Source organism: Methanococcus maripaludis (assembly GCF_002945325.1).
Classification (GTDB): Archaea; AGJL01; Methanococci; order Methanococcales; family Methanococcaceae; genus Methanococcus; species Methanococcus maripaludis.
Genome location: NZ_CP026606.1, coordinates 614777 through 640065, shown reverse-complemented (window position 1 = coordinate 640065; position 25289 = coordinate 614777). Strand labels below are relative to the sequence as shown.

The 25289-nt window shown below is 33.0% G+C and carries 27 protein-coding genes and 2 tRNA genes; 19 read left to right on the top strand and 10 right to left on the bottom strand.

Translation table 11 applies throughout. The annotated features are described in order from the left end of the window. Positions 1 to 3: 3 nt before the first annotated feature. From MMJJ_RS03390 to MMJJ_RS03315, 16 genes are all read left to right on the top strand, one after another. Positions 4 to 240 carry a hypothetical protein gene (locus MMJJ_RS03390; RefSeq protein ID WP_104837690.1) on the top strand — a complete coding sequence of 79 codons (237 nt, stop codon included), beginning with the start codon at positions 4 to 6 and terminating at the stop codon, positions 238 to 240. Continuing rightward, positions 241 to 606 (top strand): hypothetical protein, encoded by a 366-nt coding sequence (locus MMJJ_RS03385; protein WP_158658967.1) that lies wholly within the window; start codon positions 241 to 243, stop codon positions 604 to 606. It begins immediately after the preceding gene. 5 nt (positions 607 to 611) lie between these two features. Beyond that, positions 612 to 848 (top strand): hypothetical protein, encoded by a 237-nt coding sequence (locus tag MMJJ_RS03380; protein ID WP_104837688.1) that lies wholly within the window; start codon positions 612 to 614, stop codon positions 846 to 848. Positions 849 to 913: 65 nt separating this feature from the next. Further along, complete coding sequence (locus MMJJ_RS03375; protein ID WP_104837687.1) at positions 914 to 1099, top strand: hypothetical protein; 186 nt, start codon at positions 914 to 916, stop codon at positions 1097 to 1099. 18 nt (positions 1100 to 1117) lie between these two features. After that, positions 1118 to 1462 (top strand): hypothetical protein, encoded by a 345-nt coding sequence (locus tag MMJJ_RS03370; protein ID WP_104837686.1) that lies wholly within the window; start codon positions 1118 to 1120, stop codon positions 1460 to 1462. Further along, positions 1443 to 2924: a hypothetical protein gene (locus MMJJ_RS03365; RefSeq protein WP_104837685.1), complete on the top strand. Its 1482-nt coding sequence runs from the start codon at positions 1443 to 1445 to the stop codon at positions 2922 to 2924. Before MMJJ_RS03370 ends, MMJJ_RS03365 begins: the two co-directional genes overlap by 20 nt. 13 nt (positions 2925 to 2937) lie before the next feature. Next, positions 2938 to 3120: a hypothetical protein gene (locus MMJJ_RS03360; protein ID WP_104837684.1), complete on the top strand. Its 183-nt coding sequence runs from the start codon at positions 2938 to 2940 to the stop codon at positions 3118 to 3120. A 21-nt stretch (positions 3121 to 3141) separates the two neighbouring features. Further along, positions 3142 to 3783: a hypothetical protein gene (locus tag MMJJ_RS03355; protein ID WP_104837683.1), complete on the top strand. Its 642-nt coding sequence runs from the start codon at positions 3142 to 3144 to the stop codon at positions 3781 to 3783. 195 nt (positions 3784 to 3978) lie between these two features. Next, positions 3979 to 4206 carry a hypothetical protein gene (locus tag MMJJ_RS03350; RefSeq protein WP_104837682.1) on the top strand — a complete coding sequence of 76 codons (228 nt, stop codon included), beginning with the start codon at positions 3979 to 3981 and terminating at the stop codon, positions 4204 to 4206. Continuing rightward, positions 4203 to 4412 carry a hypothetical protein gene (locus MMJJ_RS03345; RefSeq protein ID WP_104837681.1) on the top strand — a complete coding sequence of 70 codons (210 nt, stop codon included), beginning with the start codon at positions 4203 to 4205 and terminating at the stop codon, positions 4410 to 4412. Before MMJJ_RS03350 ends, MMJJ_RS03345 begins: the two co-directional genes overlap by 4 nt. Positions 4413 to 4421: 9 nt before the next feature. Next, positions 4422 to 4808: a hypothetical protein gene (locus MMJJ_RS03340; RefSeq protein ID WP_104837680.1), complete on the top strand. Its 387-nt coding sequence runs from the start codon at positions 4422 to 4424 to the stop codon at positions 4806 to 4808. Positions 4809 to 4881: 73 nt separating this feature from the next. Continuing rightward, the gene (locus MMJJ_RS03335) at positions 4882 to 5175 is read left to right on the top strand and encodes a hypothetical protein (RefSeq protein WP_158658966.1); all 294 of its coding nucleotides are present in this window, start codon (positions 4882 to 4884) and stop codon (positions 5173 to 5175) included. Between the two features lie 11 nt (positions 5176 to 5186). Further along, positions 5187 to 5771 (top strand): hypothetical protein, encoded by a 585-nt coding sequence (locus tag MMJJ_RS03330; protein WP_104837678.1) that lies wholly within the window; start codon positions 5187 to 5189, stop codon positions 5769 to 5771. Positions 5772 to 5783: 12 nt separating this feature from the next. Further along, positions 5784 to 8042 (top strand): hypothetical protein, encoded by a 2259-nt coding sequence (locus MMJJ_RS03325; RefSeq protein ID WP_104837677.1) that lies wholly within the window; start codon positions 5784 to 5786, stop codon positions 8040 to 8042. A gap of 41 nt (positions 8043 to 8083) precedes the next feature. Then, positions 8084 to 8257 (top strand): hypothetical protein, encoded by a 174-nt coding sequence (locus tag MMJJ_RS03320; protein WP_158658965.1) that lies wholly within the window; start codon positions 8084 to 8086, stop codon positions 8255 to 8257. Next, entirely contained in the window at positions 8241 to 10301 is a 2061-nt protein-coding gene (locus MMJJ_RS03315) for a hypothetical protein (RefSeq protein ID WP_104837675.1), read from the top strand. Before MMJJ_RS03320 ends, MMJJ_RS03315 begins: the two co-directional genes overlap by 17 nt. Before the next feature lie 211 nt (positions 10302 to 10512). Here the strand turns inward: MMJJ_RS03315 and MMJJ_RS03310 are convergent, their stop codons facing one another. From MMJJ_RS03310 to MMJJ_RS03280, 7 genes are all read right to left on the bottom strand, one after another. Next, complete coding sequence (locus MMJJ_RS03310) at positions 10513 to 10731, bottom strand: hypothetical protein (protein ID WP_104837674.1); 219 nt, start codon at positions 10729 to 10731, stop codon at positions 10513 to 10515. Positions 10732 to 10745: 14 nt separating this feature from the next. After that, positions 10746 to 12803, bottom strand: a complete 2058-nt coding sequence (locus MMJJ_RS03305) for a zincin-like metallopeptidase domain-containing protein (protein WP_104837673.1) — start codon at positions 12801 to 12803, stop codon at positions 10746 to 10748. Between the two features lie 1155 nt (positions 12804 to 13958). After that, entirely contained in the window at positions 13959 to 15143 is a 1185-nt protein-coding gene (locus tag MMJJ_RS03300; RefSeq protein WP_104837672.1) for an RNA ligase, read from the bottom strand. A 5-nt stretch (positions 15144 to 15148) separates the two neighbouring features. After that, complete coding sequence (locus MMJJ_RS03295) at positions 15149 to 15793, bottom strand: PHP domain-containing protein (protein WP_104837671.1); 645 nt, start codon at positions 15791 to 15793, stop codon at positions 15149 to 15151. A 28-nt stretch (positions 15794 to 15821) separates the two neighbouring features. After that, complete coding sequence (locus MMJJ_RS03290) at positions 15822 to 17102, bottom strand: amidohydrolase (protein WP_104837670.1); 1281 nt, start codon at positions 17100 to 17102, stop codon at positions 15822 to 15824. Between the two features lie 5 nt (positions 17103 to 17107). Further along, positions 17108 to 17431: a gamma-glutamylcyclotransferase family protein gene (locus MMJJ_RS03285; RefSeq protein ID WP_104837669.1), complete on the bottom strand. Its 324-nt coding sequence runs from the start codon at positions 17429 to 17431 to the stop codon at positions 17108 to 17110. Positions 17432 to 17435: 4 nt separating this feature from the next. After that, on the bottom strand, positions 17436 to 19790 hold the full coding sequence (locus tag MMJJ_RS03280; protein WP_104837668.1) for a DNA-directed DNA polymerase: 2355 nt from the start codon (positions 19788 to 19790) through the stop codon (positions 17436 to 17438). Positions 19791 to 19971: 181 nt separating this feature from the next. On the opposite strand from MMJJ_RS03280, the gene hacB reads away from it, so the two are divergent. From hacB to MMJJ_RS03265, 3 genes are all read left to right on the top strand, one after another. After that, positions 19972 to 20457: a homoaconitase small subunit gene (gene hacB, locus MMJJ_RS03275; RefSeq protein WP_104837667.1), complete on the top strand. Its 486-nt coding sequence runs from the start codon at positions 19972 to 19974 to the stop codon at positions 20455 to 20457. A gap of 76 nt (positions 20458 to 20533) precedes the next feature. Next, the gene (locus MMJJ_RS03270) at positions 20534 to 22306 is read left to right on the top strand and encodes a ribosome biogenesis/translation initiation ATPase RLI (protein WP_104837666.1); all 1773 of its coding nucleotides are present in this window, start codon (positions 20534 to 20536) and stop codon (positions 22304 to 22306) included. Between the two features lie 429 nt (positions 22307 to 22735). Further along, positions 22736 to 24352: an S-layer protein gene (locus MMJJ_RS03265; protein WP_104837665.1), complete on the top strand. Its 1617-nt coding sequence runs from the start codon at positions 22736 to 22738 to the stop codon at positions 24350 to 24352. Positions 24353 to 24628: 276 nt separating this feature from the next. On the opposite strand, the gene MMJJ_RS03260 is transcribed toward MMJJ_RS03265, so the two are convergent. The 3 genes from MMJJ_RS03260 to MMJJ_RS03250 all read right to left on the bottom strand — a co-directional run bounded on the left by MMJJ_RS03260 (position 24629) and on the right by MMJJ_RS03250 (position 25240). Then, a tRNA-Met gene (locus MMJJ_RS03260) sits at positions 24629 to 24707 on the bottom strand. Between the two features lie 99 nt (positions 24708 to 24806). Next, a tRNA-Met gene (locus MMJJ_RS03255) sits at positions 24807 to 24885 on the bottom strand. A gap of 172 nt (positions 24886 to 25057) precedes the next feature. Then, complete coding sequence (locus MMJJ_RS03250) at positions 25058 to 25240, bottom strand: DUF2116 family Zn-ribbon domain-containing protein (RefSeq protein ID WP_011170328.1); 183 nt, start codon at positions 25238 to 25240, stop codon at positions 25058 to 25060. Positions 25241 to 25289 lie beyond the last annotated feature (49 nt).

Sequence of the window (25289 nt, the reverse complement as noted above, 5' to 3'; positions counted from 1 at the left end):
AAAATGGCTAAAAAACATTTTAAAAATAAAAAAACTCGAAAAAGAAATTTTTCTAAAGAAAATGCAGAGTTACAATCAGTTATCAAGCAATTGAAAGAAAAAGGCGAAATTAACAAAAATGTCCTTGCGGTTGTAAGTAAAACTGGTAAATGGCTTTGTATTCACGCAAATAATGAAGAAAAAACTGTAATTTATCATAATTGTATGATAATGAGCGATAGATTTAGAATTGAAGTTTAAATGGTGATTAAAATGGAAGTTGTTGCAGTTGATTTTAAAAAAGTGATGGGTATCGAAGATAGAAAAATGTTGGATATTATTTACAATTCAGAAGAAGAATTGGAAGAAATAACTGCTGCTCTTAATGAGTTAGGTTACAAACCAGATCAAATAATTGCAGGAATGGGCTGTCATAGTAAAACAAAACATTTTGATACTGTCGTATTGATTGTTAAGGATGAAAAAGAAGCAGGTAAGGTATTGGTTGAGTTAGATGCCAGATATCATTTAAAACCTAATGTTGTTAGTTTTGATATGGATCATACTTTGATAATGCTTCATATTGAGGAAACGAAAAGACACTACGAAGAAATTGCTCGAACGTGAGGAAAATGAGATTTGAACTTGTTAAAAAAGTGATTTGGAATATTAAAAAATTTGGTAAGACTTACAGAAGCTGTTATTTAGCAAATGTGTGTCGGAATGACCGTCAAAGAATACTTTCTGAAGCTTCGGATGAAGAATTAAGCCAGTATGTAATTGATTTAAAAATGGTTGCTCCAATGCTGAAAAGAGAATGTGTCAAAAGGAATGTTCCGTTTAATGTTTCTGTGTTGGAGAGTGATTAAATGATACTAATACTATCAAAAGCGTTTAAAGACGTTCCAAAAAAGCCATAAATGGGGTGATGGTCGTGAAAAATAATTTTCCTCCAGTAGAGCCTTATTCATCCGTTAGACATGATTCGAGAAAAGAAAAAGTTGTTATAATTATTGAAGTTTCATCTGAGGGAAAAATGCTTGATCCTAAGAAAATGTTGCAGTGTGAATCCGTCATCAGTAAATTTGCAGATGAAATAAACACTGCGTTGTTTTATTAATTTTTTAGGGTGTTTTAGGTGATAATTGCAGAAACCTCAAAGGTAGACCCCGGTCTGATAATCCATTCAGACATTACTTACGGTGTCAAAAATAAGGATTTAGTCGAAATTGCTAAACAGAGAGCGAGTGAAGTTATAGAAAAAGTTGATTTAAAAGAGTATCTTTTAAAAAAAGGTTGGAAATGCGGTATATTTGGATTAAGAGTTCAAACTAAAAGAAAAAAGCATCTTGCTTTAAAGGTTAAACTTCTTACAAAACATAATATTCCTCAGTATGTACTTGTTTCTGTTCATTCTTCCGAAATAATGAGAGATTTTGAGAATAACGATGGTAGGTTGTTTTATGAAACATATGCCGAATAAAATCATAATATTGTTATTAATTATTTGCTGCATTCCTTTTGTGAATGCGGAAAATATAGAACCTGCGGATCCGTTAACTGCGGAATATATGACAAAAGGAAGTTTAACTTCATTTTCTGATATGGTAATAGATTCTTATTACTATAATAAGACTTCTAAGACCTTGATATTTGAAATAACTAATTCAGGAAATCCTAAGTGGGTATCTGTCTATGATGGATATAAGTACAAATACACAAGAGGTGCATCGGGGTTTTCAGAGGTTAGAATAGATACAGGAACTCACAAATATAATTTTACAAATCCATACACAAGTTACGGATATATAAATTATATTTTCCTCTATGATAATAAATTCTGTCAAATTGAAGATGTTTTACAGTCTGGAAATTTACCCGATGAGTTGTTATATGCAACAAAAGGGGCCATTTCAAAAATGGGCTGGGACCGTGCAATCCTTTCGATTATCTTGTTTGTTTTAGTCATGTTTCATGTAAAAAACAAATATATCGAAAAAAACTTATTAATCAGGTTTAAACAATCAATCCTACCTATTACTCGTTTAAATGTGGGATTGGCGTTATTATTCTTGTTTTATAAGTATGGTTTTCCATTTGAAGCAACTGCCTGGAAAGATTTTATTGTATTTAATTCAAAATCTTTAACTATTCCCTGGTTAAAATTTGCCTGGGATTTTAAATACATCTGGTCTTATTATAACTTCTATCTCTTTCTAATACCGTATCTTGCATCGCGGGTGGCTTATTACGTCCACACTAAGAAGCTACTAACATATATTCGTATTGATTTTGCAAATAAAACCGTGTACGATATTTCTGTTCCATACGAACAAGATGGAGAGAAAAAAAGAGTGCTTTGGCACGATAAGACTTACAAGCATATAGAATATGATGAAGTCGATGAATGGAACTTCGTTTCTACTCTAAAAGACTATAAAGGAAAATGTAAAATTATAACTGATTATCAAGTTATAGATTACCTTGAAGAATCTGAACAAGCACTTAAACAATCTAAATCGATAGGAGAAACGGTTTATAATTTATTTAGGTGGGTAAAAACTCTATTCATGGGAAAAGTAGGCAAAGTAACCGGTGAGATTTGGATAAATAAATCCTGTATTATGGATAAAACGACTGCGGAATGCGTGTTTTTATCTGATAACTTAGGAAAAATAACCGAATCAGTCAAAAAATGGGCTGGTATGTACTATGAAAAAGCCGGTCTTATGGGAGTTGAAGCTCAAGAACTTATGGCACTTGCAATGGAACAAGTCTTGAGAGATGTATATCCTCTTGCAATGCGAAATATTAAGGATTTACTGAAAAAAACCGAAGAACAAAATAAATCGATGGATGTGAAAATAGATGATGAATCCAGAGATGGACCTGGAAATGAGGAAACTAATCAATCAGATAGTGGGTCCGGAGAATCTAACACCTAATACCGATGTTCTCATGTTCTTTATGGCGAGATGTAATCCTAAATTAAATGGATACTGGCTCGTTCAAAGGGCTAAAAGGATTGTTGCTTTTGAACCTGTGAAATATCCTCTTCTCCTTTCAATGATTGGGGATGAAAAAACCTGGCAAGAGTTTCAAGCAATGCTTGAAGAATTTAGTATGAATAAAGAAGAGTAAAAGGTGAGTTTTATAGTTAACATGGGCCTGTTTGGAAGTTATGATTTTGGTAACAAAGATTCGCATCAGTTAGATAATATTTTGGGATTTGATTATAGTTTAGCAAAGCCTTCTATTATGGAAAAAGACCCCGAAATGATATTGAAAATGAATAAGCCAATAAAAGGGCATACTGCCTTTTTACTAACTGGACGAAGAGGTTCATGGAAAACAACTCACTCTATTGCTTTATGTAATTATTTTGATAAATTAGGTTATGATACAGTATTAGCTTTATCTCCTGCGGATCTTAGAAGATGCGACATGTTAGTTATTGAAGATATCGGAAAATGGTTTGATGCCAGGGATTTTGGAACAAAAGTTTCTAAAGAATTTGGAAAACTTTTACAGTTCATTAGAACTGAGATTCCTTTAGTTTTTGCTACAACTCCAAAAGAAAAGGGTGTAGATAAGAGAATAAGGGAATATTTTATTCCTGCAACTATTTTAAGAAAAGGAACGATTATGACCCCTATATTCAATCTTTCAGTTAAGGCCCCTGATTTTGAATACTTTATGGAAATGAAAAATAAAGAACATAATACCAGAAGTGATGAGTTCGATCGTATTGTTGATAATATAAAGGTCGAATTATCCGCTAAATTAGGTTCTAAGAAGAAATAAAAGTATTTCTTTTTTTCTGTTTTTCTGTTTTTCTGAATTTCTTTTTTTCTAAATTTCTAAAACTCTGTTTTACTGGTTTAAACTGACCTATAAAAGGCTATTTTTACATTATTATTACTATGGGACTAAGACACTAACAATCATCGCCTGAACTCAAATTTCTTAGTCCTTAAAAATTTTTTAGGTGTAAATTGTGTGTCAAAAGTAGATTTTAACGAGGTTTCAATTTTTCTCCTTGCTGGGGGAATTTTGATAAACACTTCGCTTGTTCAACAAAAATTTACTGCATTACTTGTGAGTTGCTTTCCGCTACTCTCAGGGATTCCGTATGAGGTACTTTCGACATATGGGGCGGTAATTTTGGTTGTTCTTGCCTTTATGTATGCTTTTAAAAATCCAACTGGTAAACTGGTGGTTAAATGACTAAAAAAGAGGAATACGCACTTGCCGGAGTTGTCCTGCTTGTGTTAGCTGGGTGTTTTACCCCATTTGCAGATTTAAAATTGCAGATTATTAACTATCTGTTGCAGTTCCCATTTTTCAGTATGTGGGAACCAAATAACGTGAGTCTTGCCGTTATGATATTATTGGCTGTTGTTGGATACCTGTTATACTCGAAATACAAATAAGATGATATCATGACTCAGGAAAAACTTTTTGGACTTATTGACGAAGAAAAAGGAACTTTACTTCTCTATTTCGCTGGGATTGTAATTACTTTTTCAGGTCAAGGAATTAATCTCTTGAGTTTTATTCCCGGTGTTGGTCCTTTGGTTGCATCGGCTTATTCAACATTTGGCTGGGCCTCTTGCGTTGTCATCGGGGCTATTCTCTTTGGAACAACTGAACGAATAGGTCCTGTAAAAATTTGTGCTATGATTGTTCTATTATTGACTCTTTCGGAAGCAATAATTACCGCAACAATCGGACAGATTCCTTTAATTGGTGGATTACTCGTTTCAGGAACTGGAATGATATATTTAATAATTGACGTTGTTTGCTTAACAATTTTGAAATTTGAGTGATAAAATGAGTGATGAAATCTTTATAGCTGGAAAAAGGATTGACCGTTACGAAATGACGGGCGGTTTTCTCTTTATGCTTGGTTTGGTTGGCAAAATGATGTTATTAAACATTCAATTCGTTAGCCAAACATTCTATACAATAGTCGGACCTTTAGGTCTTGCAATGGTTCTCCTTTCAGGTAGAAGAAATGCCCACAAATACAGTTACCAAACCCAAGAGGTTGGCTCTATTTTAGTTTGTGCAGTTTCATTTTTGGCATATTCATTCTTAGCCGGTTCAATAGGCTATTTATCAGACCCAACACTCCAAAAGGCTGTTTTGGTCGTAAATGCACTTGCAATAATTGTATTAGCTCTTAATGATTAACTGGTGGTTATATGAACGTAAAAAAATTTGGTATTTTTGGAATACTGCTTTTGCTATTGGTAGGTTCTGTATCTGCTTTAGCAATTCCTTTCACGTCAAACGTGGATGAAGTAGACATCATAAAAGATGGTGCGTCAATTGGAGTTTTTAACAATTCAGAAACTATCACTTTAGATGCTGGAAACGTAACTTTAACTTTTGTTAAAGATGGATACGATAATTTAACGGATACATTCGAGATTATCGATGAAAATTCCTCAATATCAATAACTATGATTGAAACGGTTGTTAACGAAACCGTAGAAGACACTAACACTACCGAAGAAACTAACACTACTGATGATACGGTTAACGAAACCGTAGAAGAGAATACAACTACTGATGATACTAATACAACAGATTCAACTTTAGATGATACAAACACTACCGATGATACAACAGATGACTCCTCAGATGATGGGGCTATTGTTGGAATTATCACCGGTGATGGATTAACCGAACAATTTACTCGATTTTTCAATATGTATGAAAATTACATTTGGATAGGCTTATTAGTGATCGGTGCTTGGTTCTGCGGAATTATATTTAAAGAATAAGGGGGAAAACACATGAAAAAATCTTTTTTCCTTTTTTTATTGCTCTTAATCGGGTGTATTGGTTCTGTTTCTGCGGTAACGTGTACTATTCCCGAAACTGGGTCTACATCTGGTTATTATGTTTTATTTGCTGATGATACACTTACTTGGGATTTGATAAATTCTACAATGTCCGCTTATGATTTTGGTGTTTATGCACCTTCCATAACTGGAATTGACGGCCCAAAAATGTATTTTGCATCTAAAAACGATTTGGCTCGTTTCTGTTCCGTTGTATCTTATACAAATAAGGTTATTCCTTTTAATGGGGATTTTGATGTATATATTGATGGAATATTAACTCCTATGACGGTATTATTAATTGACGGTCAGGCTTACACTCCTTATGCGTCAGATATGTATCAAGATTTTGATATTGATACTTCCAAAACTCAATATGGTTATATGTATTCTTATGTCCATTCTGATTATTCCGGTGGAAATTATCTGAAAATATCGCTTAATGGGGTTCAGTTGTTTTATGCGGGTGGAGAATCAACGACTTATTATTATGATTCGGCTGTTTTTCCTGCGGATAGCACTATGAGAATTGCTTGGACTAACTTACATGGATATCAAAAAACAACTACTTCAATAGTATTATTTGATTATGTAGATTACAGTACTTACTCCGCAGTCAATAGGACTGATTTTACTATATCTGAAATATATACGCCTCCTGCTCGGTATGTGGCTACATTTGATTCAAATGTAGATGGAATTGAAGTATTTGATTCTGGAAATTCCCTCGGTACGTTTGATAATTTAGGTACTGCTTATTTGACTGACGGAACGCATTATTTGACTTTCTTAAAAGATGGTTATTATAACGTAACCCAAACTGTAATTGTAGATGGTTCTGATTTGACGGTTTCAGTAGATATGGAAACAACTCATTTACCTGTTGAATTAACATTAACAAATTCAGAGGGCGGATTAGCGAGTGTATCGATGTATATCGATGATGAATTAGTTAATACGGTTTCAAATGGGCAAACCGTGCAATTGCCAAGAGGTTCACACTTATTTAAATTCGTTAAATCAGGCTACTGGAATGAAACTCGAACATTAAATATTGATGAATCATTTGATTCATTAGATATCCGGTTTTATCCGTTATCTGTTATGTATTCAATACAAGTTCCAACAGATATTAACACTTTCAAAAACTCAGAGGTTCCTGTAACTGTAACAATTAGCCCAAAAGCTATGTCAAGTTCAACTAAGATATATCTTTCAGGAAAAGAGGTATTAGATGTTAGAGATTCAAGTAATACTCAAATACCGTATGTAAATGGCGGATATTTAATTGGGGATATATCAGTTCCAACAGATATTACTATTAAATTTATGTCAGGGGAAACTCTTGGAACAAACGCTTTACAAATGCGTGTTATGGGTTATGGAACATTAGGGCAGAGTTATGTAACTGATACGTCTTTTACGTACGAAGTTGTCCAGTTGCCATTAACTTTAACAGTTCCTTCAAAATGGAACATTGGTTCAAATAATTTAAGAATTTCAGAAACGGAAGGAGAAAATAGATTAGTTATGATTCAGGTTGAAGATGCAGAGAATAATATCGTTTATTCTGATTCTTACGCATTTTCAGGTTATGAATCACACGATTTCGAAATTACTTTCGAAGAAACCGGAGATTATAGGGTAAGAATCCTATCGGGAGATTTAATCAATTCTTACCTAAATATTGAGGTTGTAAATCCGATATTGTTTTCCCAAACTACAATTACTGGGAAACCTGGGACTGCATCCAGTTTATCTGTAAATATTCAGAATTTATTTACATCGCCACAATACTATAAAGTAGAAATTTCCGGGGATGGTTTATCTGAGCCTTCAATAACTGAATTTTCAGTAAGTCCAGGAGTAACAAAATCACAAACTTTGTTAGTTCCAGTTGGTGAAAATTTAACATTTGACTCTTATTTATTGACTGCAACAGTTTATTTAAAAGATTCAAACGGTATTTATGAAAATATTCTTGAGGAATCAATAATATTGAACATTGATTCGACTGGTTTATCTGTTGGTGGTGTTGACCTTTCAGGGCTCGATATTACTGCATTAATCCCCTCAGGAATTTCATTCGGTTCAATAAGTCCCGATACAATAATCGATATGGCTAAAAATAATCCTTTACTTGTTGGATTAGTAGCTTTATTCATGGTTATTGGAGGTTCAACATTAATTCCAGGGGGTCGAAAAAAATGAGATTAAAAATTTCAACTTTCATTCTTGGCCTTGGATTATTAATGAATTCAGTTACTGCAGATGCAGTAACTATTACTCAATCTTACAATTCAGGACCTGCAACTCTTGAAGGAAATATTTTTTACTTGACTGCACTACTTGGTGGTTTCGTAATTTGGGGATTATACCAAATATCGCTTAAATTAGGGTGGATACAAGATGAAGCTACAAACTAAATCTTTATTTATCCTTTTTCTGGTCTTAATTTCTCCATTTTCAGTATTTGCGGATGGAACCGGATATGTGGGAATAGATGATGGCGGTGGAACTGGAACCGGAACTTTATTTACTGATATATGGGACTGGTTAACTGGTGGAAATACTGTTGATTTACCGCCAAGTAACACAACAGATGATACGCCCTCAGATATTGTGTTTAATGGAACACAAAACGAAACCGAGCAATCCTCTGCCGAGGCGGTAATGGGGGATAAGGAACAATCAATTATCGAAGCCTCAAACTCCACACAAAGGATTTTAGATGAGATAAAATCTGATATGGTTTCTTATTATTGTGTAGGATATGAAGTTGGGGGATTGGTTCAAGAAGTAATTAACGCCCCTGATAAAATAGGTGGTTTTTCAGTCTTTCCAGTTAGAATAACTGTGAAAACTCCTTCAATAGATTCAATGTTCCCCGAAGATGTTATCGATTATGGGGACGATCAATATACAATAGATGTTATCGGCCATACTGAGATAAATTCAGTAACTTTTAAAGTTATGCAAGGGGGAACTGTTGTATCCAAATATGAACTAACTGATTTGAATATTACTTCTGAAAACCAGGAACATACTTTTGATGCAATCTTAAAAGTTCCTGATGATTACGCATCGGAAGTCGCTGTTATGACTCAGGGCGGAAATTTAGATTTAAATGATTTAAACGCTCTTGTTACTGCGGATGTAGAAAATTTTGAAATATACACCGAAGTTAACCATAATTTAGTCGTTTGGAAAGAAAACGCAGAGTGGGCCCGATGGGATTTAGAGGAACATACCCCTGAGGAAGAAGAAGATAAGCCTCTTAGATGGGATGATGACGATGATGGAAAAGATGACCCCTGGAAGAACACATCTTACATTTCATATAGGCATACAACATCTGCTACTCAATCAATCCTTGATGGAATCGTGGACCACAAAGGAAAAGAGGGCGGTTTAGGTTCTGAATATAGGGATCAATACGATGACGAAATGTTTGCTTTTAAGGCCGATGCAAACGGTGCTACTTCAAACATTGTTATGACTATTAAATCCTCGATGATTCATGAATTAAACAATCCTGCCGGGTATTCTGTAACTATTATCGGTTATCCTGAATATTTTGATACTTATTCAACTGATATGAAAATTCAAAATGTATCTTACAGATTAGTTGCAATTAATTATCATGCAGATGGAACTTCAACAATTTCAACAGATTCAAAATCAGATGGAATTTTACCGGACCTTACAAAGGTTGGAGTAATTAACACGATCCTCGACTATAACTCAGATGAGGATACAGTCGCTATATATCCATTCCTTTTAGTTTCAGGAAGAATATATCAAACCGAAGATAATCCTGATAGGTCTTTTCCAGTATGGGCTATTTCAAAGCCTCGAATAACAATTAGGTCAAATTATGTTTTCGTAATTACAGACCACTCAAAATTGATAGATAGTTTCCTTGCAGATGGGGATTTCACCGCATCAGAAAAAGAACAAACAGAGGCAATGTTTGAGGGGGATGTAGCGGACTATCTGTCAAAAATTGCAGAACTTGAAAGTAACAGAGATTTTGCAGATGACACGGACTCGGAAAATGCTTACCAAAAAGCTATTGATTACTACCAAAAGGCAATTGATTCGTTAACTGCTATTTCTTTAACTAATACGGATTCAATTATAGAGGGAAAAAATAAAGCATGGTATTATGAATCACAAGCCAAGGACTGGGTCCAAATTGCAGAACTTTATTACTATGGACTTGACGATCAGGCTTTAACTTTAGCATCCACAACAGAAGAAGCTAACTCTGGTTCTGATTTTGGTTTAATCGGTGCAATTTCAGGGGATTTAATCCCTGCTGTAATAACTGATAACTGGTTAGGAATCTTAATCGTTTTAGCTGGTGTAGTAGTTGTGTTTGGTGGAGATATTGATTTGAAAAGCATGAAATCTGGTGCTAAAAAAGTATCTTCCAAAATGGGAAAAATTAAATTTTCTAAAAAATAATTACTTTTTTTAAATTTTTACTATAAGAAATACTTCTATTTATCTTTTAAATTAAATTTAACGGATTTTTCAAAGATTAAAATTTTTCTTCAGGAGCTGTTCCTGGAATTTTTGAAGTCGTATAAGAAAAATATATGAACTGTCTGCAGCATGAAAAAACAAATTAAAAAAATATAAAAATATATTTTGAATGCAGCAGAAAGGCACTATTTTATAATTCAATTTTTTTCAATTCACCTTCCCCTTTTTCAGTTGGAATATAATATCCTGCTTTTCTTTGTGCTAAAGTTATCAAATCCATTTCTTTAAGTTCCAATAATGCCCGTTTACAAGTTGTAATGTTTCGTCCAGTCAATAATTCTGCAATTGGTGCAGTAACTATTTGATTTACTAAAAATAATTCAAAAACTTCTTTTTCGCTTGGTTTCATATTATCACTTTAATTTAAACATACATTTTTCTTGAGTGGTGTGGTGTCGGGGCTGTGGCTAAAGAAAAATTTGATGAAGGGTAGTTTTTTTCAATAACTACCATTATAGTTTTAACTCCTGTGCTGTTGAAGGATTTTTTAAAAGATCCTTCTGGAAGTTCTTCAATATATCCGTTATTTTCTTTTAAAAATTCTCTAAATTCCATATATTTTTTATCATTTCTAAATGTTACTGAATTTGACATAATCGAAACAAGCTTTCCGCCATTGTTTAATAAATTGTATGCGTGGGTTACGTGTTCTATATCTTGACCTTTTTCAAAAGGTGGATTCATTATAATTTTATCATATTTACCATTAAATTCTAAAAAATTACTTTCTACTGTTTCAAAACCTTTTTTATTTAATATTGTTTGTAATGTTGGATTTATTTCGATACAATCGGCTTTTATTCCGGTTTCTTCGTTTATTACTTCTGCAATATCTCCCTTTCCTGCGGAGGGTTCAAGGATAGAATCATTCTCTTTTATTTCTGCCTTATCGATCATATCTTTTATAATTTCTTTGGGAGTTGGGAAAAATCCAGGAATTTTTAAACCGATCAAATTATCTTCCAGTTTTTGAAGTTCTCTTTTTGTTTTTTCGTCCTGGCTTTCTTCAAGAATTAAACTTTTTAAAATTTCCCTTGTTTCGTTTAAATCGTTCTGAGAATGAATATTTAATTTATTAAACATTTTAAATCTTTTTAAAATCTCTTCTTTTGCCCATTCCCCATAATCGGGCTCAATATCGTTTGGAGTTTTATATTTGACGTGTTCGCATAATAATATTTCAACTTGTGAAACTGCATTTATATTTTCAACTTCTTTTTTAATTTCTCCGCTTCTGTGGAGTTTTGCTAAATTAAATAAAACACTTTGTACTTTTTTTAAATTTTCTGCATCAATTCTCGCACTTTCTCTAAAGTTTGCACGTCTTCTCGTCATGTTGCAATTTGCAAAGCAACTTAATTTTTTTTCAATTTTTTTATTCAGGCTTTCCGCTTTTGCTTCCAAACTTTTCGCAGCTTTTAAATTAATTCTCTTTGCTTCTTCTTTTATTGGTTCCGGTTTTATTTCAGGTTTAAAAGAAGGGGTTTCAGGTTGATTTTTAATAAAATCTAATAAATCCGCCTGAACTTTTTTAACTGTTTTAATTTCTGTTATTGTTTCGGTTATTTTTGATTTATTCTTTTCTACACTTTCCAAAACATAATTTAAAGCTTTTTCCGCTTTTGCTGATGCGTAAAGGATCATATTATTATCATTTTTTAATGCTTTTATCCAACTTTGTATATATCCGGCGTTGTTTTCAATATTATTTTCAAAGATCCCACAATGATTATTTAAAAATGATGCGGTTATTTCTGCGGTCAGTTCTTCTTTTGAATAGTTTTTACTACCAAATGCACACGGTTTTATTAATTCGGGGCGGTTTAATCTTGTTTCATGTCCTGTACTGTGTCCGATTTCATGAAATGCAGTTCCATAAAAACCTTCTATTTTTTTAAATTGGTTTCTTGTTGGAACTTCTATTTTATCCGTTATCGGGTCATATGTTGCCCTTTTTCGGAGTTCTATTTCATTTACTGGGATTTCATAATTATTTATTATTTCTTCAGCATTTTTTATTGGATTATGTTTTATTTCTGGCATTTCTGGAAGTTTACTTCTTATTCCTTCGACATCGGATATATGAAACACATTATAATATCTTAAAGCGAAAGTGTCTTTTATGTTCATTAAATCGGGGTCATCGGGATCTCTTTCGATTTTTTCATATTCTTTATAAAATACTACTTTTTCCGCTTTACTTCCTTTTTTGACTTTTCCGCCTAATTCATCAATCTGTTTAAATGTTAAATATTCACCCCCTTTCTCCAAAGAAACTCTATTTATTCCGGTGTACTCTTTACCTGTTACATAATTTACTGATGGAGTAAAGCCCCACGGTTTAATCCAAGGAATATCGCCGGATTCTAATCTATTTATAATTTTTTCCGTTATAATATCTTTAACTGATTTTTTAACCATTTCTACCACCGTTTTGTTACCTTCTGTATAAGCTACTATATAGTAGTTATACTATATAAATTTAACTATTAAAAACGGTGAATTATTCTTCTTTTTGGAATCCCGACCCGAAGGGTCATTAATCAATAAGCTCTAAGCTCTAACTATCGCCCCGGCGATTTATACCCGAAAGGGTATATAAGCCATGGGCTTGACGTGTTTAAATTTATAGATTGCGTGGCGTTCCGGAGAACTGCCTACACTCTAAAAAATAAAATCAATCTTGGCGGTTCGAGAAACGTCTGAGCAGGTCGCGACCTGCGAAAGCAATCGGACCAGGTGTCCGAAGTAGCTTAACGTAAGCCTAATTGAATGAATTGCGTTAGCAATTCATAACTCCGATAAAATCAATCTGCCCAAAGGCACTTTTCATGGGCGTTAGCCCCTATCTTGGCGGTAGCCAAACCCCTGTAAGAGGGGTTTGGCGTATACCCTTTGGTAAGTTCGCCTGCTCCGTCAGGACTTATAATAGTAATCAAGGTGTTGGGGTGGGAAATCCACGTACAACTTAGAAACTCGCCAAAATGAATAACCATAGATTAATCGTTTTTTACATAAATCTTAAAAATAGTCGTTTTATTCGTCTAAAAATCGTCTAAAAAAATAAGCGTTTTCCGCTCTTTAATCGTCAAAATAAGGAACTTAATTTTTTAAAAATCGGGATGTTAACGATGATAAATTACCTCGAAACATATATAGATTTAATATATATTTCTTGTGATGACAATCATCATCGAGCCATTTCTAGTACATCTATTACTTTAAGTTATATTTAATCATATCAATAATGATATGTCAACCCCAAAACTTTTATTAATTAAGTTTATAAAAAACTTTAGAATGCTTTTTTATCTATTTTTTTACTGAATTTCGTTAATTTCGTTAAAAATAGTTATTTTGACACTATTTAAAAGATTCTTTTAAATTTTTTAAATCAATACAAAAAAGCCAGTCGTTTTCGAGGGGCATATAACTTTCAGGTTCCCCAACCACAATTTAAGAATATGCCCCACACGACCACAATTATTCACATGGAGTGTCCCTAAAGACATACTTAGATATGGTATCTATATATTTAATGTTTTCTAATAACAAAACCAATACAAAATGTTTAAATTACCATAAATTGCCGTCAAGGTGACTTTTAATCTTATCTGACGTTGAATTATAGATTCTATTTATTTTGGCCTTAAATATATCTTTTTTAATATACTCCCTGCTTTCAACGGTAAAATTAATATGCATAGTTTTAAGGTAGTTTATAAATTCGTTAAATTCTGCTTCCGAATCAAAATAAAGCTCAAAACATTCTTTTGCAACTGATTCTTTTGAAATTTCATTTATGGTTTCAACCATGGGGAGTAAAATTGATTCTCCAAGATCATGTGCTCTTTTTTTTCTTTCTTCTTCGCTTTCGCATTTTTCAAAAGACTGATAACCTTCCCTTACAAGTCGGCTGAACATAAAATCAATTCCAAGGTCGTAAACGTAGCTAAATGCGATTGAAAGATCTCCACACTGCGTACTGTGGGTGGTGTATTTTATCGGATTTTTTATCATTTCAGGGTCTTTTAAAACTACGCCTTCTCTATGATTTTCGTTTAAATCGTCTAAAATATCCCATAATTCATCAATGTCTCTACTATCGATGATTTTTATCGGTTTTACGTAAGGAATATTATATTCATCCAAAATTTTTTCTTTTTCATATATCGAAAGAGCAAGGTTAGTTTCTTTATTTCTTACATCAAAAATATAAAAACCGAGGTTTTCATAAGTCTTGTCTGCTTCAGGATAGTAGTGATTCACGTAAGGATTATTTAATCCGACCATTTCACCACAGAGCATTAATTCTGGAAAATCGTCTAAAAATTTTGTATTAATATATTTTTTTACTTTTTTAGTTGTAAATGGACAGATTTTTCCTCCGCGAGTAATTGCAATGATTTCATCGTGCATTTTCACGATTCGTATGTTGTAGCCATCTAATTTTTCTTCTACTGCAATTTTTCCGTTAAAATATTTTTTAACAGATGATTCAAGCACCATTGCACGTCTTATTTTTGGATACCCAATAATAAAATCTAAATTATCGTTTAAAAAAAGGATTGTCCCTCTTTCAATATGTTTCAACTTTTTTTTAAAACAAAGGTATTTTTCCCCGTTATACTCATATTTAGTGATTAATTTTCTTTTAAATCCGCTTTTCAGACTATCCTCATCAATATTTAATTTTTTAGACGCATCTATAATGAATTCTTCAAAATTTAAAATATCTTCTGAAAAATAAGTTTTGTCCATAAAAATCAGATTAGTTTTTTAATTCTTTTTGAGAGTTTACTGCATACAAGCATGTTGCTTGGGTGTGACCTTTTGCAGTAAAACCCATTTTTATCGGCTTTTTTTAGAACTTTTAAAAATTCTTTTGGATTATCTAAATCAAAATCTTCAACATTCAAATATGCATTGCCTACTTCCCATGGGAAATGCGCATCACTTCCAACACCCATCAAGAGGTTGTTAGTTTCTGCAAAAGAGTATGCTTCATCATTTGGTCTTTGCTCGACACACCGGCTGTTATATACTTCGACTATATCCACATTTTTTATAAACTCTGGATTTTCAAGTTCCCCATATTTACAAAGAGACCTCCTTCTTCTCCAGTCAAATGGGTGGGGCAGATAAATAAGCCCGCCCTGTTCTTTTACCTGGTCGACAGCTTCGAATATGTTTTTTTCCTGAATTTCTTCAGTTAAAAAGAGTCCACAAAATTCTCCTTTTTCTGTTGAAATCTCTTCTCCAGGTATTCCGAAGTCGACTTTAGTCATGGCATTGTGATCAGTAATTATCGGCAAAATATGTTTTCTACTGCACATCTTTTTTAACATTTCCAAAAAGTTCATGGAGCATCTGGACGTGTTTGTGTGTACGTGCATGTCAATTTTTATCATCAAGTCACCAGAAGTTTAAAGTGATAAATTACTCGAATTTTTCCGTTATTTTCTGTATATTTTTGTAGATATTACTTATGAATGTTTCGGAGAATTTATATTTTTTGTTTTCGAGTAATATATTTCCACCGACTATTACGGTGTCAACATCGTTTCCAAACGCAGAATATACAATATTTGATTTTATATTATTAAATGGTCTTAAATGTGCCGAATCAAGGTCAATCAAAATAATATCGTTATTTTTTATTCCAATACTTTTACTATTAATTCCCATTTTTAAAACCGTATCGATACCGGCAACGGTTGGATCCCACCGGTGTGCTTTATGTAAAAGGGAAGTCATTTTCATTTCTTTAAAGATATCAAGATTATTATTGCTTGCAGGCCCATCAGTTCCAACTGAAATATCTGCACCATATTCTAAAAGTTCGAAAAGTGGCATTACTCCACCACTTGCAAGTTTCATGTTGCTCGTTGGGCAGTGCAGAACTTTAACATTATTTTTTGCAAGTTTTTTAGCTTCGTCTTTTGTAATCCATACGCAGTGTGCAGCATGCAATTTTTCATTCAAAACTCCGATTTTTTCAAGATATTCTACGGGGCGCATTCCAATTTTATTTTCAAGTTCAACTACTTCATATCGAGTTTCAGAGACGTGTGTGTGCATATTTACATTGTAATCGTTTGAAATTTCACTGCATTTTTGATAGGTTTCTTCTGAACACGTGTATGGTGCGTGAGGTGCAATCCCTACTTTTATATTTTTTTCACCAGCATTATTTTTAACAAAAGATTCAGCAGAAGTTAACAGTTTATCTATACTTTGTTCTTCAGGAGTTCCAAAATCTATAATTGGATAAGATACTTGCGCATTCAGTCCAATTTCTTTTGTAGCTTTCAATATTTCTTCAGAAAAAAAGTACATTTCATTAAATGATGTAACTCCAAAACGAAGCATTTCAAGGCATCCTAAAAGTGAACCGTAGTAAACATCATTTTTAGTTAATTTCGCTTCATTTGGCCATATCTTTTGATTTAACCAGTTTTGAAGAATCATGTCGTCAGCAATTCCCCTCAAAAGAGTCATTGGAATGTGGGTGTGTGCGTTATAAAGCCCAGTCATTGCACATTTTTTTTCTCCAGAAATAATTTTTAAGTCATTTTGATTTAAATTTAATTTTTCAATGAGGTTTTTTCCAGAAGTTAGTTTTGTTTCATTTTCAACTTTTTCAATTAAAATGTCGCAATTTTCATGAACATTTAAATTATTATCTATATAAAACGACGCATTTTTTATCAATATCATAATTTTCACTCCAATCTTACGTAAACGTATGATTCATAATTATTTCCATTTAAATCACGGCAAATAGTTTTATTTTTTGAGTAATATATCCCTTCATCTTCATAATCGTCAAAAATTTCCAGTTCGTCTGAAGTGATATTAAAAAGAATGACTCCATTCACATAGGAATTTTCTTTTATTCTCACTCCCCAGTATCCTATTTTTTCATCAAAAAATTTTTCAAAATTATATATTTTTCCAGAATTTTTTTCGGGGATTCTCCCTATTAATTCGAGATTTACGTTTTCTTTCATCAATTCTCCATACGCAAAAATATTAAAATATTCCATAAAATCACTTTAAAAAATGGTGCAACGTGTACTGCTTTTTAGAATCTTTTAATTCGTCTTTAGTAATTCCTAAAGCTTCCATTAATCGTATAACGGGGGGTAAAATCTGATTTTCGATATAATAATTTGTATCGTAATTTTTTGCATTTTCCAGTATTTCCGCCCGCTCACTAATCGATTTATTTCCGCTTGTTATGATGTAGCTGATAACATCACCAACATTTACCCGATTTCCTGACTTCAATATTTTTTTTGCAACCTCAACATGTGGGGCTGTGGTTTTATAGTCTTCGATTCTTTTTGTAAGCTGAGTATGAATCAATAAATCTTCATTATTTACTTTTCCATCCTTTAACTCTTTAATGGTATCTTGAATCACTTTTTTTGCATTTTCAACGCTACCTTCTTTTAAAAGTGCGTTCAATACGCTTTTTTGTGTATTTTTTGAAACATTGGACCAATCTCGCCTTACTACTTCAAGGCCTTTTACCGTAATTTTTTCATTTTCGTCAATAAGTGCGTATTTCTTTTTGGTTACAAAAATTCCCCTTTTAAAATACCCTTCAAATTCAAGTTCCATTTCTCCAGGCAGAGTATTATTTATATTTTTTAAAAATTCACGGGTTTTTTCTAAAAGCTCATCTTTTGACAGCTTTTCTTTATCGTCGGCCCATTTCGAATAAAATCCATCAGTATCTGCATAAATTACTTTAAATCCAAAATTTTCAGCTTCTTCAATAGTTTTTTGAATATACTGCCTTCCAAGATGTGTTGTAATTTCTGCGCAATCTCTCGAATACCACCTTGCCATTGGAAATGCGAGGTATCCGTAGTGAGAATTTGCAAGAACTTTGATAGATCTTTGTTCGTAGTCTAAAATCTGGTATTCTTCGTCAAATTCTCCTTTTTCAGCTTTTTCTTTTAAAACTTTTTTGACTTTTTTTCGCCTATTTATTAAATCCATGAGGGTTTTTGGGATAATTCCAATACTTTTTTTACAGAATTTGTGGCCCAATATTTCTTCATTTTCACCATTTTCTTCGTTAGCACAACAAGTGCAGTCTATTGTTTCAGGGCTTAAGTTGTGGCTCATTATAATTGAAGGGTAAAGGCTTAAAAAGTCCATCGAAACAATATCTTCATGAATTCCTTTCAATGGCTCTTTTACATATCCCCCTTCATATGAACTTCGGATTCTTTTTTGATATTCTTTACCAGAAGGTCTGTTTGGCGCTATAACTCCCATTTTGTAAGAATTTTTTAAAAGTAAATATTCTACCATTTGACTGCTGCTCATACGGTTTATATCATAAAGGGACTGATTTACAACTCGAGAAAACATTATTTCAAGAGGTAAAAACTGTTCTCCGATTCTTTGAGTATAATATGCATCCTGATGTGAATATTCTACAAGTGTTTCATCTAAATTATCCCACATCTTTGGAATATTTTCATGACCAACGTCTACTTTTTTTACGTCAAAAAGAGCTTCGGTTACATTTTCGAGCCGGTATTTTGTTAAATTTAATAACCGTCTTGCAATAGGGTATAAATCGATATGAACTCTTCCGGGGATGTAGCTTTTAGAATTCATTCCCCCTTTTGTGATCTTTATTTTTTCATCGTTTTTCCCAAGCTTTAGTTCAAGCCCAAAACTTTCAGCTCTTTTTTTAAGGTATGGAAAATCAAAATTGTCCCCATTATATGTGTAAATTATATCATAATCTTTTAAAATCTCGATAATTCGTTTTATAAGTTCCTTTTCATCTTTTACATATTCTAATTTTTCGTGGTTGAATTTTTTGGTGGAAACTACGGTGTTAAAATCTTTTGAACTAAAACTTGCCATTATTATTGGGTCTTTTTTTGGATTTGGCTCTTTATTGCAGTAAACTTCAATATCAAAAGAAACAGTTTTAAAATCCGGAATTTTATTATCTATCTTTTTATTATTTTCAAAATCCCATGTGGACGTAGGGATAACGCTATTATCTATTAAATAACGTCTTACAAATGGAATATCATACTCATAGAGCCTTTCAAATTCCATCAATATTTCTCGAACTGTTTTTACGTTATTTGGGTATTTTACAGTAACTTTTGAGAGCTCTTTTTCCTGATAATTTTCATCAAAAACTATTTTTTTAACAGTTTCGATGTTTTCAATCATTTTGCTGATTTCACTATCTAATTTATGTTTTTTTTCGTAATCTTTTAAAAATTCGAGGATTTGTTCCTTATCCGTTGAATTTACGTAAAAATAAGGTTTGAAATCTTTTTCTTTTATGATACTATTTATTAAATATAAGTATATGCACAAGTCGTCAGAATTGTAGTCCAAATCAATCAGGCTTTCCATTAAAACACCGCAGAAATTTAGGTTATGAGTTCTATAATCAAAACTATTTTTTAGATTTTTATAAAATATTAGTTAAATTTATATGTTCATTAAAGTAATATTTGAGAGTTACAGTTTTTAGTATATTTTTAATTTAAATTCGGAAAAATTCGGTTTTATTTTAGTTATTGATGGTGACATGATGAAAATAACTGGTAAGGTGCACTTATTTGGGGACGACATCGATACTGATGCGATAATTCCCGGAGCTTATTTAAAAACGACGGATGAATACGAGCTTGCATCGCACTGTATGGCAGGAATTGACGAAAATTTTCCAAAAATGGTCAAAGATGGTGACTTTTTAGTTGCAGGTGAAAACTTTGGATGTGGAAGTTCAAGGGAACAGGCTCCAATTGCCATAAAATACTGCGGAATCAAGGCAATAATTGTCGAGAGTTTTGCAAGGATATTTTACAGAAACTGCATAAATTTAGGAGTATTTCCAATTGAATGTAAAGGAATATCAAAACACGTCAAAGATGGGGATGTAATAGAATTAGATCTCGAAGAAAAAAAAGTTATCCTAAAAGACACTGTTCTTGACTGCAATCTTCCGACAGGAACTGCAAAAGATATAATGGATGAAGGCGGGCTTATAAATTACGCAAAGAAACAAAAAAATTAAAATTTAAACGATTTAACAAATTTGATACAAATTAATTATAGTAATCAGATAGTAAATTTATATTTTGGTGATTTTAATGTCGCGACTGGCGATTTTAGATTATGATAGATGTCAACCAAGACGATGTTCGATGGAATGCATGAAGTACTGTCCTGGAGTCAGGATGGAAGAAGAAACAATAGTAATGGATGAAAATTTAGGAAAACCAATAATTTCCGAGGAACTTTGTAGCGGATGCGGTATCTGTACAAAAAGATGTCCATTTGGAGCGATAAGAATTATCGGGCTTCCTGAAGAGTTAACGGATGACAGGATTGTTCATTCGTACGGTCAAAACCGGTTTAGATTGTATGGATTAATTACTCCAAGAGATGGAGTAACTGGGCTTTTGGGTCCAAACGGTGTTGGAAAATCAACAATAATTAAAGCTTTAAGCGGGGAAATGGTATTAAATTTAAATGATTTAACAGAAACTCCTGACATGAAAAAAGTTTTAGACTATTTTTCAGGAACCGAACTTCAAAATTACTTTGAAAAATTGAAAAACAATGGGATAAAACCAATTCACAAACCTCAATACGTTGATGTTTTACCAAAAGTTGTAAAAGGAAAAGTTGGGGAACTTCTCAAAAAAGTAGATGAAAAAGGAGAATTTGAAAAAATTATAACTGCCCTTGAACTTTCGAATCTTTTGGATAGGACTTTTGACCAGCTTTCAGGCGGGGAACTTCAAAGAGTTGCAATTGCAGCAGCATGCCTTAGAGAAGGTGACATTTATTATTTTGATGAGCCTACGTCCTGGTTAGATGTAAAACAGAGATTTAGTGCGGCAAAAGTAATAAGGGAAGTTGCTGAGGGCAAAAAAGTTGTTGCAGTAGAGCACGATTTGATTGTTTTAGACTACCTTTCAGATTACATTCATATAATGTATGGTATCCCTTCAGCTTACGGGGTTGTAACTCACCCGAGAGGAACGAGAGTTGGGATAAACACGTACCTTGATGGTTTCTTAAAAGAAGAAAACATAAGATTTAGAAAAAGCCCGATAGTATTTGAAAAAAGACCTCCACAAGACAGCACCAATAGGCCTTTACTTTTGGATTATACGGATATTTCAAAGAAACTTGGGGATTTCAGCTTAAATGTCAATGGCGGTCAAATCTATCAGGGGGAAGTTGTAGGAATTTTAGGGCCAAATGGTATTGGAAAGACTACATTTGTAAAAGCACTTGCAGGAGTAATTTCGCCAGATTCAGGAGAAGTTAATGGAGATGTTAAAGTTTCATATAAACCGCAGTACATTTCATCAGATTTTGAAGGAACGGTTGAAGATTTATTAATGTCAATTACTGCAATTCATACTTCCTACTACAAATCAGAGATAATAAAACCGCTTGCACTTGAAAACATACTTGATTCATCAGTAAAAGACCTTTCAGGCGGGGAACTCCAAAGAGTCTCAATTGCAGCGTGTTTAAGTCAGGATGCAGATCTTTATTTAATAGATGAGCCTTCTGCATTTTTGGATGTTGAGCAGAGATTGACTACATCAAGGGTAATTAGAAGAATGGCTGATGAAAAAGAAGCAGCAATGTTTGTAGTTGACCACGATATTTTATTCCAGGATTACATTTCTGATAGATTTATCGTATTCAGCGGAAATGCAGGATCAAGCGGAACTGGTTCAGAGCCATTACAAAAACGAGCTGGTGCAAACAAATTTTTAAAAGAAATGGGAATTACATTTAGAAGAGATCCCGACACTGGAAGGCCAAGAGTTAACAAGGAAGGAAGCCAAAGAGACGTTTACCAAAAAGAAATTGGGGAATACTATTACCTCGATGAATAAATGACTTACTTTTATTTTTAATTATTTTTAATAACATTTTTTTACAGATTTTATTTGATTTACTTTAATGCGAAGTAAATTATGTCAATAGTACAATATATTCTCAAATATTTGGATTTACAAATATATTTTTAAAATAGTTTAAAAAACATTCAAAGAATACAATTTCGTTATATTTTAAAATGCTAAGTTATGCAGAATTTTAAAATTTTTTATTTTTAAAAAATTCTTTAAAAAAGTTGCAAATATTTGCAACAGTTTATTTTTTAAAATAATTACTTTTTTGGATTTATTTTTAAAATTTAACCCATATTAAATAGTTTAATCCCCTGAAACTATTATTGCAACCGTTTCAAATGGTAAGGTATATATAGTGATGGCGACAAGGCTATTCTTGTAAAAAAAGTAACACAACAAAGGTGAATTACTATGGCTATGAGCATGAAAAAAATAGGTGCTATTGCTGTAGGCGGTGCAATGGTTGCATCCGCTTTAGCAACAGGCGCTTTCGCTGCTGAAAAAGTTGGAGATGTAGATGCTTTCGCTGCTGACGTAGTTGCAGATGGAAACGCAAACGTAGATATTGTAGTAGGTTCAAACGCTGCTGCTTTAGACGTTGTTTCAGCTGCTAACATCGCTGCAAAAATCGGATCATTAATGTTCACAGAAGGAACAGTTGAAGATGGAGCTGCAACAGTTTCAGTTAAAGCTGAAGCAGAATCAGACGACGAACAAGTATACGATGCTGATGATGAAGCAAACGTAGGTACATTCCCTGCAACATTTGTAACATCCGCAGATAAAGATTACAATGAATTATTCAATGATTCATCATTTGTAATTACAAACTACGTATCATTAGGAAAATTAGATACATTGGTAGAAATTGACGACATTGACCCTTCAGAATGGTACAGTGATGAAGAAGACAATGCTGCAGAATTAGTATATGCAACAGTTTCTTCAACCAGTAAAGTAGGAGAATTTGACATCAACGACAGTGATGTAGCTTACATTTCCGCAGTAACTAACGACACAATTGAAGATGGTTTCGTTAAACTCCAACCTGGAATGAGAATACCATTCTTAGGGGAAGAATACGTATTAGTTAAAGTTGATTCAGACGACGATTTCGTTGTAATAGGTAAAGAAGTATTTGATGGAGTTATCAAAGAAGGTGAATCATACGATTTAGGAAACGGATACACTGTTAAAGTAGATTCAGTTTTATCACCACTTGGTACAACCGAGGAACCAAAAGTAAATGTTAAAATCTTAAAAGATGGAAAAACAGTTGCTGAAAAATTCGACACAACACAAATTAAAATGGTTTACGGCGACATCGGTGTAGTTGTAAACAGTGCATGGGAAAACGTAGGTTCAGACTACGGTTACGCAGAACTTGTAATTGTTGATAATGTAGTTAAAGCAGACTTGGGAGAAGAATTCTTACCTGACTGGGAATTATACTTATTTAACTCAGACGCTACAATAACCGACATTGACGACATCTTTGAAGATGACGCAAGTAAATCAGGATTAGTTGTATCCGGTCTTGCTTTAAAATACGTTGGAGACGACGAAGAAGGTTTAGAAGGTGGAGACGACTTTGATATTGCTGATTACGTGACATTTGACTTAGAAGACGACGACGACGACACTAACGTTCTCTTCAAAATGGACCAGGCAAAAGAAGTTTCATTAGCTATCGGTCAATCAGTAAATGTATTAAACGCTGAAATTAAGTTAGCTGAAATCGATGCTGAAGCTAAAGAAGCTGTTGTAATGACTGCACCTATTGCAGTATTAGACTCAGAAGCTTCATTAGATGCTGCTGACAAAGGATTAATCTTAGTTGGTGGACCAGTTGTAAACGCATTAACAGCTGAACTCGCTGACGCTGGATTAGTTGCAATCGACAACGAATCACCTGCAACCTTAGCAGTAGCTGCTGGCGCTGCAAACGGTAACGATGTATTAGTTGTAGCTGGTGGAGACAGAGCTGCAACAGAAGAAGCTGCTGAAGCTTTAATCGACATGTTATAATTAAACTTTTAAAAAGTTTAATAAAAAATAAACTAAGTGGGTCTTTTGACCCACTTTTTCTTTTTTTGAAAGATAATATTGTTATATTTAAATATATGGTTCTATTTTTAAAAATATGATATCTGTTGAAATTAATTTTTAAATATATTTGGATATAATGATTGATTTATCGAAAAATAAAGATCACAATAATCCTAATTTTAAAAAAATGGTACTACAGTTTTAAACGAATGGAATGTTGCTTATCTACGATTACAGTTTAGTTTTTAAAAAAAATGGTAGCGAGGAGAAGATTTGAACTTCTGATCTCCGGGTTATGAGCCCGGCGGGATAGGCCTGGCTACCCTACCTCGCTTCAATTACAAATATTATTTGGATCAAAAAAGATTCCAAAAACTCGAATAACAATTTTAAAATTGTACGAATCATTTTGAAAATATTTCATTATAAAAAATGGTAGCGAGGAGAAGATTTGAACTTCTGATCTCCGGGTTATGAGCCCGGCGGGATAGGCCTGGCTACCCTACCTCGCTTCAAACAATTAGCTTTTGATCGACCTTTTTTAAAAGGTCGCCTGAGTGCTCTAACTCATTTCAACAATATTGGCTCATGACTAACACTTTGCTAACACATAAACATATTAACCGTAGTATTTAAACTTATGGGTTAAATATTTAAAAAAATTTTTTTAAAAATGCTTTTTTATTAGAAAAATGCAGTGTATGCATAAACTGCCAAGATAACGAGCATCGCAACAAAGAATATCTGCTGACTTCTCATCATTTTCTTTCTTTTCTGAACAAATTCTTCTTTACATTTTTGTGAGCAGAATGATTCTTCTGGAGGGATGGATAATCCGCAATTTATGCAGTGTTTGTGTTTTTCCATTTTTAATCACCAAAGTGTAATATTTAGTTTTTGAAGTTTTAAATAAATA